This is a genomic window from Microbacterium sp. (genome assembly GCF_043427715.1).
GTDB lineage: Bacteria > Actinomycetota > Actinomycetes > Actinomycetales > Microbacteriaceae > Microbacterium.
In genome coordinates this window covers 1-8,689 of record NZ_JBHWTD010000067.1, presented here as the reverse complement: position 1 = coordinate 8,689, position 8,689 = coordinate 1, and the positions used below count along the sequence as shown (strand labels likewise).

Sequence of the window (8,689 nt, the reverse complement as noted above, 5' to 3'; positions counted from 1 at the left end):
GAACTCCCCCACCGCCGCCTCCCGCGGAGCCGCCGCCGGTGGAACCGCCCGTCGACGACGAGGAGGTCGCTGCGGCCGACAGTGAGCCGATCCCCGCAGAGAAGGATGCCGCGTTGAACGCGCCTGCTCCGGCGTACCAGGCCGGCGCCGAGATCCCGTTCGACTCGTAGAGCACCGCCAGTCGCTCCGACCACGCCTTCTCCTGCCCGAACACGACCGCGTAGGGCAGCAGGGTCTCGTAGAGGTGGAGCATCTGACGCGGGTCGTTGACATCGACGGGCCGCCGCTCCGCACCCGCGGGCGACTGCAGCATGCGGATGCGGTCGGCTTCGGCCCACTCGATGAACTCGCGGAGCCCGGCCAGATGGTCGCGCACCTCCGCCCCCGCGGGCGACAGCGGGGTGTGGGCGACGAGGATGAACACCGCGACCGTGAGGAAGATGCCGGCGATGAGCAGCAGAACGGGCCACATCGCGTGGACCGCCGCATCGATCATCGCGATCCCCGCGACGATGACGACGACGACGCTCACCAGCGCCGCGAGCGCGGGCGCGAGGCGCGTCCACAACGGCACCTTGCGATACAGCCCGCGCGACTTGAGGGCCTTCCCCGCCTCGGCGAGGATCTTCTGCGCCGTCGACGAGAGCCGGGTGTCCTGGCTGCCGAACTCGTACGTTTCCCCGGGCACCCCCGACGGGAACAGGCTGCGCAGCAGCATCAGCCCGTCGCCGTCGGCGCGCGACGGGTCGATGAGCTCGGCGACGAGTTTCGCGTCCCCGAACCGGGGCTTCTCGCCCTCGGTGATCCGGATCGACCCGACGACGGCCTGCTCCAGCACCTCCGCCGGGATCGCCGCGTTCGTCTTGGACAGGAACACGGCCGATTCGAGGGCGTCGATGCCGGCCGGCGGCGTGTACTCGGCGATCACGGTCGGCCGCCCCGGGCTGTTGCGCAGCGGCCCGCGCCGGACCGCGATCGCCCAGCCGAGCACCAGTAGCAAGGCGATGATCCCGCCGACCTGCACCCCACTCCAGGCGGAGCCGCCGAACGACGTGTCGAGCGGCACGAAGGTGCCGTCCTCGAACCCGACGGCGAAAGTCAGCGTCTCCCCCGGGGCGACGTCGTTCTGGGCGACCGTCACCTGCGCGCCGTCGCCCGCGGGCTCGACCGCGATCGCGTCGCACGCGTCGGTCGACCCGTGCGGCCCCGCGTAGCAGGCCGTCGCGCCGACGGCATCCGCCAATTCCGGGCCGAGGTCGACGGTCGCGCTCACCCGGCCGAACGATTGCGCCCAGTCGGGGCCGTTGACGTCCCAGTACAGCTCGAGACCGGTGTCGCGGAAGTCACTGACGACGTTGTCGAGCGTGTAGGTGAACACGAACGTCTGCGCGCCGTGCAGATAGCCGTCGCCGCGCGCCACGACCTCCACGCCGTCGTCGACGTCCTCGGTCTCGACATCCCATTCCTCGCCGTCGGCGTCGACCACCGATTCGAAGGAGGGACGCAACGGCAGGCCCTGGTACGAGTCGGGCACGATGCGACGCATGCCCTGGTTCTGGTCGGTGTCGGGGAAGAGCGCCACGAACTCCTCGACCACGCGCATGCGGCTCACGCCATCGGCATCCCGTTCCAGGGTGTACCGCACGTCGAGGCTCTCGAAGGTGAAGTCGTCGACGTCGGCCGCCACCGCCGACGACACGCCCAGCACCGAGAACACGAACGCGAGAAGGGATGCCGCCACGACGGCGAGCGTGCGGCGGGAAGTCATCACGCTCCCACCCTAGGAGCGGCGATACAGTGGACGCCATGACAGACCGCCGCCTCGCCATCGCCGCGTGGGAGAGTCTGTTCCGGGCCCAGCACGAGCTGATGGCGTCGTTCGAGCGCGACTTCGAGGGCGAAGAGCTCGTTCAGGCCGAGTACGACGTGCTCCTGACCGTCACGCGCGGCGAGAACCGTGCCGCGCGTCTGCGCGATGTCACTGCGAACATGCTCATCAGCCAGCCGAGCGTGTCCCGCCTGGTCGACCGGATGGTCACGCGGGGCCTGCTCACCAAGCGCCCTGATCCGACCGACGGCCGCGGCTCGATCGTCACGGCGACGGATGCCGGTGTCGCCGCGTTCCGTCGCATCGCCACCGTCCACGGGCGCACGATCGCCGACCGCATGTCGACGCTGACCGACGACGAACTGCAGCAGCTCAAGGAGATCACCACCAAGCTCCGCGGCGCCTGACGCTCTCGGGCCGCACGAACGCGAACCGCCCCGCATCCGAGACGGGATGCGGGGCGGTTTTCACGCGCCGGCCTATCAGTCGGCCGGCGACGGTATCACTGGTCGATCGGCTGCGGCTGGTCGCTTTCCGACGCGGTGATCGTCGCGGGCGAGCCGTCGGCGACGACCTCGATCTTGCGGGGCTTGGCCTTCTCGCTCACGGGGATCGTGACGCTCAGCACACCGTTGCTGTAGTTCGCGGTGATGCCGTCGGTGTCGATGCCCTGACCGAGGTTCAACTGACGCAGGAAGCTGGCCGCCTCCCGCTCGCGGGTGATCCACTTCACGCCCTCGCCGGATGCGAGCGTGCGCTCGGCGCGGATCGTGAGCAGCTGACCATCGACGTCGATGTCGACCGAGCCCGGATCGATGCCGGGCAGGTCGGCCGTGAGGACGTAGTGGTCGCCGTCACGGTAGAGGTCCATCGGCATGCGGCGGGGTCCGCGGCGCGGGTCGAAGAGGGTCGACGCGAGGCGGTCGATCTCACGGAACGGGTCGTACGTGGCCATGATTCTCTCCTTTGGTCGGTGTGGTCTGAAAGTTGAGCCTGTGTGACTCAAGTAGGTCCAGATTAGCACTCTCCGCCGTCGAGTGCCAACGGTTCTCCGACGGCGAACGACCCCACTTCTCCCGCTTAGGCTGACGGGATGAGCGCCCGCGAGATCGCCCCCGAGCCCGCCGATCCCCACCTCTGGCTCGAGGAGATCTCCTCGCCCGCCGCGCTGGACTGGGCGGCTCAGCAGACCGCCGCCACCGAGGAGGCCCTCGCGGGCCCGGAGCGGACCGCTCTCGAGCAGCGACTGAAGGCGATCCTCGACGACCCCGACCGCCTCGTGGTGCCGAGCCGCCACGGCGACCTGTTGTACGACCTGTGGCGAGACGCCGACCACCCCCGCGGACTGTGGCGGCGCACCGACCGTGCCGCTTTCGCGGCCGGATATCCGCAGTGGGAGACGCTCCTCGACATCGACGCGCTCGGACGCGAAGAGGGCGTGCCGTGGTCGTTCGCGGGGGCCACCCACGGCCCGGGCGGCTCCGCCCGGGCGCTCGTGCGGCTGAGTCCCGACGGCGGCGATGCGGCCGTCGTCCGCGAGTTCGACCTCGACGCGGGCCGCTTCATCGATGACGACGCCTTCACCCTGGCCGCGCACAAGCACCGCGTGTCCTGGATCGACCGCGACACGCTCTTGGTGGCGACCGCTCTCCACGGCGGCGGCGTGACCGACTCGGGCTACCCCATCAGCGCACGGGTGTGGCGCCGCGGCACCGATCTCGGCGACACCCCGCCGATCGCGGAGGGCGCGGCATCCGACGTCGGCGTCTTCGTCCATGTCGACCGCACGGGCGAGGCCACGACGGCCCTCGTCGTCGTCGCGCACGACTTCTTCTCCTCCGAGACGTGGGCGTGGCGGGACGGCGAGAGTCACCTCATCGCCGTTCCGCAGGATGCGGTCGTCGACGTGCACGGCGAGCTCGTCGCCGTCCGCACCACGACGCCCTGGGAGGTCGCCGGCATCCTCCACCCCGCCGGGACGCTGTTGGTCGGCCCGCTCAAAACCCTCACGGCCGGCGACGGCAGCGCGCTGCGCGTCGCCTTCTCCCCCACCGACACCGCGATCCTCGAGACCTGGGCGTGGACGCGCACGCGACTCGTCCTCACCATCCTCGACCGCGTCCGCAGCCGGCTCGTGTCGGTCGACCCGGCGACGCTCGAGCGCATCGACCTGCCGCTCGACCTCGGCAACGACGACCTGTTCACGGCCTCGGTGAGCACCCTCGACGCCGACGAGGACGACGAGGTCTGGATCGTCGCCCGCGGGTTCCTCACCCCGCCGACCCTGCTGGTGAGCGATGCCGAAGCCCCGGCGACCCGCGTCGTCGCGCGCAGTCGGGTCGCGTTCGACACCACAGGCCTCGCGGTGCAGCAGCACTGGGCCGCCTCGGCCGATGGCACCCGGGTGCCCTACTTCGAGGTCGGGCCGCGCGAACGCAGCGGCCCGCTCCCCGTGCTGATGAGCGGGTACGGCGGCTTCGAGCACGCGCTCACCCCCGAGTACCCGGCGATCGTCGGACCGGCGTGGCTCGAGAAGGGGCGTGTCTTCGTCGTCGCGAACATCCGCGGCGGCGGCGAGTTCGGGCCCGAGTGGCACCTGGCGGCCCTGCGCGAGAAGCGGCACCGAGCCTACGAGGACTTCGTGGCCGTCTCCCGCGATCTCGTCACGCGCGGCGTCACCACGCCCGACCGGGTCGCGTGCCACGGCCGCAGCAACGGCGGGCTACTGGTCGGCAACATGCTCACGACCTATCCCGACGACTTCGGAGCCATCGTCTGCGGCGTCCCCCTCCTCGACATGCGCCGCTACACCCGTCTCTCCGCCGGCGCCAGCTGGATCGCCGAGTACGGCGACCCCGACGACCCCGCCGACTGGGAGTTCGTGAAGACGTTCTCGCCATACCACCTCATCGAGCCGGGGCGTCGGTACCCGGCCTCCCTCATCTACGCGGCGGCGAGCGACGACCGCGTCGGCCCCGTGCAGGCACGCAAGATGGCCGCGCGCATGATGGCCGAGACGGATGCCACGGTGCACTACCTCGAGCCCGTCGAAGGCGGCCACGCCGGAACGATCGATGCGGCGGCGACCGCCGCGCTGCACGCAACGATCCACGCGTTCCTCGATGCGACGGTCGCGAGCCGCCCTGCGTAGGGTGGTCAGCGGAGGAACCACGCCATGAGCCCCATCGGCACCGTCGCCGCGGAGCGGGAAGCCGCGTCCGCGCGGCTCGACCGCCTCGACGACGTGCTCGAGGAGCGTCTCGACGCCCACTTCCCCTCGCTCCACGCGGCCGCCTCCGCCGCTCTCGGCGACGCGCCCGACGGTGGCGCCCAGCTCGCCGCCCTCACGGCCGCCGCGGTCGACGCGTGGCGTGCCCGCACGCTCGATCTGCGGGTGCACGGCGAGCAGCGCGCGGCCGACCCCGACCGGCTGCGTTCGCGGATCACGCTCGGAGCGTCGTGTTACGCCGATCGCTTCGCGGGCAACCTGGCGGGGCTCCGCGACGAGATCCCCTACCTCCGCGACCTCGGTGTCACGCTGCTGCACGTGCAGTCTCCGTTCGCGGAGCGGGAGGACGGCACGCCCGATCTCCGCCGCATCGACCCGGGGCTCGGGTCACTCGCCCGCTTGAGCGACCTGGCCGCCGACCTGCGCCTCGCGGGCATCTCACTCGCACTCGAGATCTCCCAGGCCGGCGACCTCGTCTCCTTCGTCACCGACGCCCTCTTCCTCGCCGACCATGGTGTCGAGGTCTTCCTCATCGGCGACCCCGACACTGCGGCCGTCCTCCGCGCCGCGCTCGCGATCGCGGCTCCCGGCGTCGCCGTGATCGCGCCGTCGCCGGGATCGGCGCCGCTGTGGGAGTCGCTCGCCACCGGCGACGCCGCCCCGCTGCGCCGGGCGCTGAGGTGGCGCAGCGGATCGAACGGCATCGCCGCGGTGCGCGACGCCGACGCTGTCCGATGGGCGACAGATGCCGCGGACCTCACCGCGCACTACACGCGAGGATCCCGTGGCGAGGCGGTCGACAGCGGCGTCGCCGGCACCACCGCGTCGCTCGCTGGACTCGGTGACGAGGATGACCTCGCCGAAGCTCGCATCGTCCTCGCGCACGCGCTCGCACTGAGCGTCCCCGGCATCCCGATGCTGTGGCTCGGCGACGAAGTCGGGCAGCTGAACGATCCGAGCCACCGCGACGACCCCGAACGCCGAGACGACGCGCGCTGGCTGCATCGGGGCCAGAAGCCGCGCGATCGCTACCGCCAGCGGACGGATGCCACCACGCCCGCCGGCCGCCTGTTCGCGGCCATCACGAAGCTCATCGCGGTCCGCCGCACGACACCGGAGTTCGACGGCTCCCGGCTGATCGGGTTCGACGTGACACCGTCCGCCGTCGTGGCCTTCCAGCGGCCGGGGCCCGAATCGACGGTCCTCGTGCTGGCGAACGTGGGCACGGATGCCGTGACCGTCGACGCGGTCACGCTGTCGGGGTTCGACGAGGACGCCGAAGACCTCATCTCCGGCGTCCCCCTCGATCTCTCCCGCGGCGTGGAGCTCGAACCCTGCGGCATCCGCTGGCTGCGCGTGAGCCCGCGCGGCTGAGGTCAGTCCTCGACGACGTTGCACGCCGCATAGCCGGCTGCGCGCCTCTTCCTACTTCGGCTCGTTCGGTCGCTTCTGCGACGCGGACGCCCGCGGCGTCATCTTGTTCGCAGAGATCCGCAGCTGATTCGGCTAGGCGGAAGCCGCCGGGCGGGGGTCGCCCTCCTCGCGCAGGCGCGGCTCCACGCGCAGCGCGGGTCGCAGTCCCGCCTTGTCGGAGTAGAAGGCGCGGATGGCGTCCATGTCCGCGCCGACGTCTCCGGTGAGCGTGAGCGTCGGTCCCAACCCGGTGGTCATGGTCGTGCGATCCACGTACCCGAGCGTGACGGGGAGGCCGGCCTCGCGCGCGATGCGGTAGAAGCCCGACTTCCAGTGCCCGACGCCGCCGCGGGTTCCCTCCGGCGTCACGACGAGGCCGAAGACCTCACCGCCGCGGATACGGCGGACGAGGTCGTCGACCACCCCCGCGGGGTTCGCTCTGTCGACCGGGATGCCGCCGATCGCCCGCATGAGCGGGCCTCGCCAACCGCGGAAGAGGCTCTCCTTGCCCAGCCAGCGGAACCGCATCTGCAGGCGCCATGCGATCCCCAGCATGAGCACGAAATCCCAGTTCGAGGTGTGAGGCGCACCCAGGACCACGCTGGGCCGGGTCGGCGCGGGCTCGGTCATGAGCGTCCATCTGCTGAACGACCAGTAGACCCGGGCGATGAAGCGAAGCATCCGGTAACCGTAACGCGCCCGAGACGGCCACGGTGACACTGCGGCGCATTGACCTGGAAACCACGAAGGCCCGCGGTAATCCCCGGGCCTTCGTGAGTACTGTCTCAACACAGTGTGCGCCCGAAGGGACTCGAACCCCTAACCTTCTGATCCGTAGTCAGATGCTCTATCCATTGAGCTACGGGCGCCCGGCCCGTGTTTCAGGGCCAAGGACCAGAATAGCCTACGAGAGCCAGGACCTGAAATCGGGACGACTATTCGAGCTCGCCGGGGTCGATAGACCCAGGCACGGCCGTCTCGATCGGCGGCGGTTCCACCCCCTCTGCCCGCAGCGCCTGCTGCTTCGCAACGCTCCGACGGTGGGCGCGGAGCTTGGGCAGATCCACCAGCCGCAGCGCCTGCATGCGCGCACCGCGCATACGGTCGTAGTCGGCGTCGAGATCGGGGCGCGCGGCAGTGATCCGCAGCGACCGGTCGATGTTCTTCGCGACCTCCGACCACGCCGCCTCGCGTGCGTCGGCCACGAGCTTGCGGAGCTCGTCGGTGTCGTCGGCGCGGGCACGGAGCTCCCGCGCGACGTGCTGCGACTGCTTCTCGCGACGCCGCAGGTTGCGCACGTCGCGGCGGCGATAGTCGTGGGTGCCGCCGGAGTCGGTGTACCGGGTGCGCGCAGCCTTGCGCTCACGCTCGGTGCGCGCGGCATCCGCGTCGGCCTCGGCGGCCAAATTGAGGAGCGTCTCGCGCGCGTCGGGGACGAACGCCTCGGAGTCGAAGTCATCACCGTCGACGAGGATGTGCACGAGGATGCGATTCTTCAACGCCAAACGTGTCGCCGCGGACGCGATGTAGAGCCCCTCGGCGACGACATCTCGGGTCTTGACCCGCTGATTCTCCGTCACTTCTCACCCCTCACCTCGATCTTACGCGGGCACCGCGCTGGACCGACGACTCTCGTAAGCGCACCCGAGGCTGCGCAGACGTGATGCAAAGAAGTGCCGTCTGGAGTGGGAAACCTTGCGGAGGGGGGCACGGCGGGCGCCGAGGCCCTCGCCACCGCCGTGGCCGGAGAGCAGACCAGCGAGGGCGGGCCCGGTGGCATGGGCGGTGGCATGGGCGGCGGCGCGCCCGGTCGCCCCTGACTGCTCACCCACCTGACAACGGGAGGGATGCCGGAAGGCCCCCGGAGAGGGATCTCCGGGGGCCTTCCATCGCAGGTCAGGGACGGGTCGGCAGGGCGTGCCCGGCCGGCCCGTCGCCCCGAAGCGGCGGGTATCGCCAAGCGAGGCGGGCCTCGCCGCCTGGATCGATGTCGACCCGCAGCGTGTGCGGTGTCTGGATCATCCGCAGCTCCGCGTGCCACGAGCCGTCGGTTCCGGTGCCGCCCGCGCTGCGGAACGGCACAGCGTCCAGACCGTCCGCGGGCGCCGGCCACTCCCCCGCCAGCCACCGGCCGCGGCCGACCGGCAGGGTCACGTCGATGCCGTCGCCCGACAGCCGCAGCGTCCAGCCGCGGCGCGCGGCGACGACCTCGGCACAGG

At 71.2% G+C, this 8,689-nt stretch carries 8 protein-coding genes, 1 tRNA gene and 1 pseudogene; 4 read left to right on the top strand and 6 right to left on the bottom strand.

All coding sequences use genetic code 11. The annotated features are described in order from the left end of the window. The coding region (locus ACHFGS_RS07095) for a DUF2207 domain-containing protein (RefSeq protein WP_394289304.1) at positions 1-1,768 on the bottom strand (1,768 nt) is incomplete at its 3' end. A gap of 38 nt (positions 1,769-1,806) precedes the next feature. Between ACHFGS_RS07095 and ACHFGS_RS07090 the strand changes: the two genes are divergently transcribed. Then, positions 1,807-2,235 (top strand): MarR family winged helix-turn-helix transcriptional regulator, encoded by a 429-nt coding sequence (locus tag ACHFGS_RS07090; RefSeq protein ID WP_394278773.1) that lies wholly within the window; start codon positions 1,807-1,809, stop codon positions 2,233-2,235. Between the two features lie 95 nt (positions 2,236-2,330). On the opposite strand, the gene ACHFGS_RS07085 is transcribed toward ACHFGS_RS07090, so the two are convergent. Beyond that, positions 2,331-2,783: an Hsp20/alpha crystallin family protein gene (locus ACHFGS_RS07085; protein ID WP_394278774.1), complete on the bottom strand. Its 453-nt coding sequence runs from the start codon at positions 2,781-2,783 to the stop codon at positions 2,331-2,333. Between the two features lie 138 nt (positions 2,784-2,921). Between ACHFGS_RS07085 and ACHFGS_RS07080 the strand changes: the two genes are divergently transcribed. Together ACHFGS_RS07080 and ACHFGS_RS07075 are read left to right on the top strand one after the other, a co-directional pair. Further along, positions 2,922-4,979 carry a prolyl oligopeptidase family protein gene (locus ACHFGS_RS07080; protein WP_394278775.1) on the top strand — a complete coding sequence of 686 codons (2,058 nt, stop codon included), beginning with the start codon at positions 2,922-2,924 and terminating at the stop codon, positions 4,977-4,979. 24 nt (positions 4,980-5,003) lie between these two features. Beyond that, positions 5,004-6,431 (top strand): DUF3459 domain-containing protein, encoded by a 1,428-nt coding sequence (locus tag ACHFGS_RS07075; protein ID WP_394278776.1) that lies wholly within the window; start codon positions 5,004-5,006, stop codon positions 6,429-6,431. 132 nt (positions 6,432-6,563) lie between these two features. Here ACHFGS_RS07075 and ACHFGS_RS07070 read toward each other — a convergent pair whose 3' ends face one another. The 3 genes from ACHFGS_RS07070 to ACHFGS_RS07060 form a co-directional block, all read right to left on the bottom strand. Further along, entirely contained in the window at positions 6,564-7,151 is a 588-nt protein-coding gene (locus ACHFGS_RS07070) for a 1-acyl-sn-glycerol-3-phosphate acyltransferase (RefSeq protein WP_394278777.1), read from the bottom strand. Positions 7,152-7,266: 115 nt separating this feature from the next. After that, positions 7,267-7,339: transfer RNA gene (locus ACHFGS_RS07065), tRNA-Arg, on the bottom strand. 66 nt (positions 7,340-7,405) lie between these two features. Beyond that, positions 7,406-8,050, bottom strand: a complete 645-nt coding sequence (locus ACHFGS_RS07060; RefSeq protein ID WP_394278778.1) for an asparagine synthase — start codon at positions 8,048-8,050, stop codon at positions 7,406-7,408. 105 nt (positions 8,051-8,155) lie between these two features. On the opposite strand from ACHFGS_RS07060, the gene ACHFGS_RS07055 reads away from it, so the two are divergent. Further along, on the top strand, positions 8,156-8,290 hold the full coding sequence (locus ACHFGS_RS07055; RefSeq protein ID WP_394289303.1) for a hypothetical protein: 135 nt from the start codon (positions 8,156-8,158) through the stop codon (positions 8,288-8,290). A gap of 76 nt (positions 8,291-8,366) precedes the next feature. Here the strand turns inward: ACHFGS_RS07055 and ACHFGS_RS07050 are convergent. Further along, positions 8,367-8,689 (bottom strand): annotated as a pseudogene (locus ACHFGS_RS07050) (hypothetical protein); the annotation flags it as partial.

Excerpts from the sequence above, each read along its gene's own strand:
- ACHFGS_RS07080 (WP_394278775.1), top strand. The coding sequence starts at position 2,922 with ATGAGCGCCCGCGAGATCGCCCCCGAGCCCGCCGATCCCCACCTCTGG.
- ACHFGS_RS07085 (WP_394278774.1), bottom strand. The coding sequence starts at position 2,783 with ATGGCCACGTACGACCCGTTCCGTGAGATCGACCGCCTCGCGTCGACC.
- ACHFGS_RS07070 (WP_394278777.1), bottom strand. The coding sequence starts at position 7,151 with ATGCTTCGCTTCATCGCCCGGGTCTACTGGTCGTTCAGCAGATGGACG.
- ACHFGS_RS07075 (WP_394278776.1), top strand. The coding sequence starts at position 5,004 with ATGAGCCCCATCGGCACCGTCGCCGCGGAGCGGGAAGCCGCGTCCGCG.
- ACHFGS_RS07090 (WP_394278773.1), top strand. The coding sequence starts at position 1,807 with ATGACAGACCGCCGCCTCGCCATCGCCGCGTGGGAGAGTCTGTTCCGG.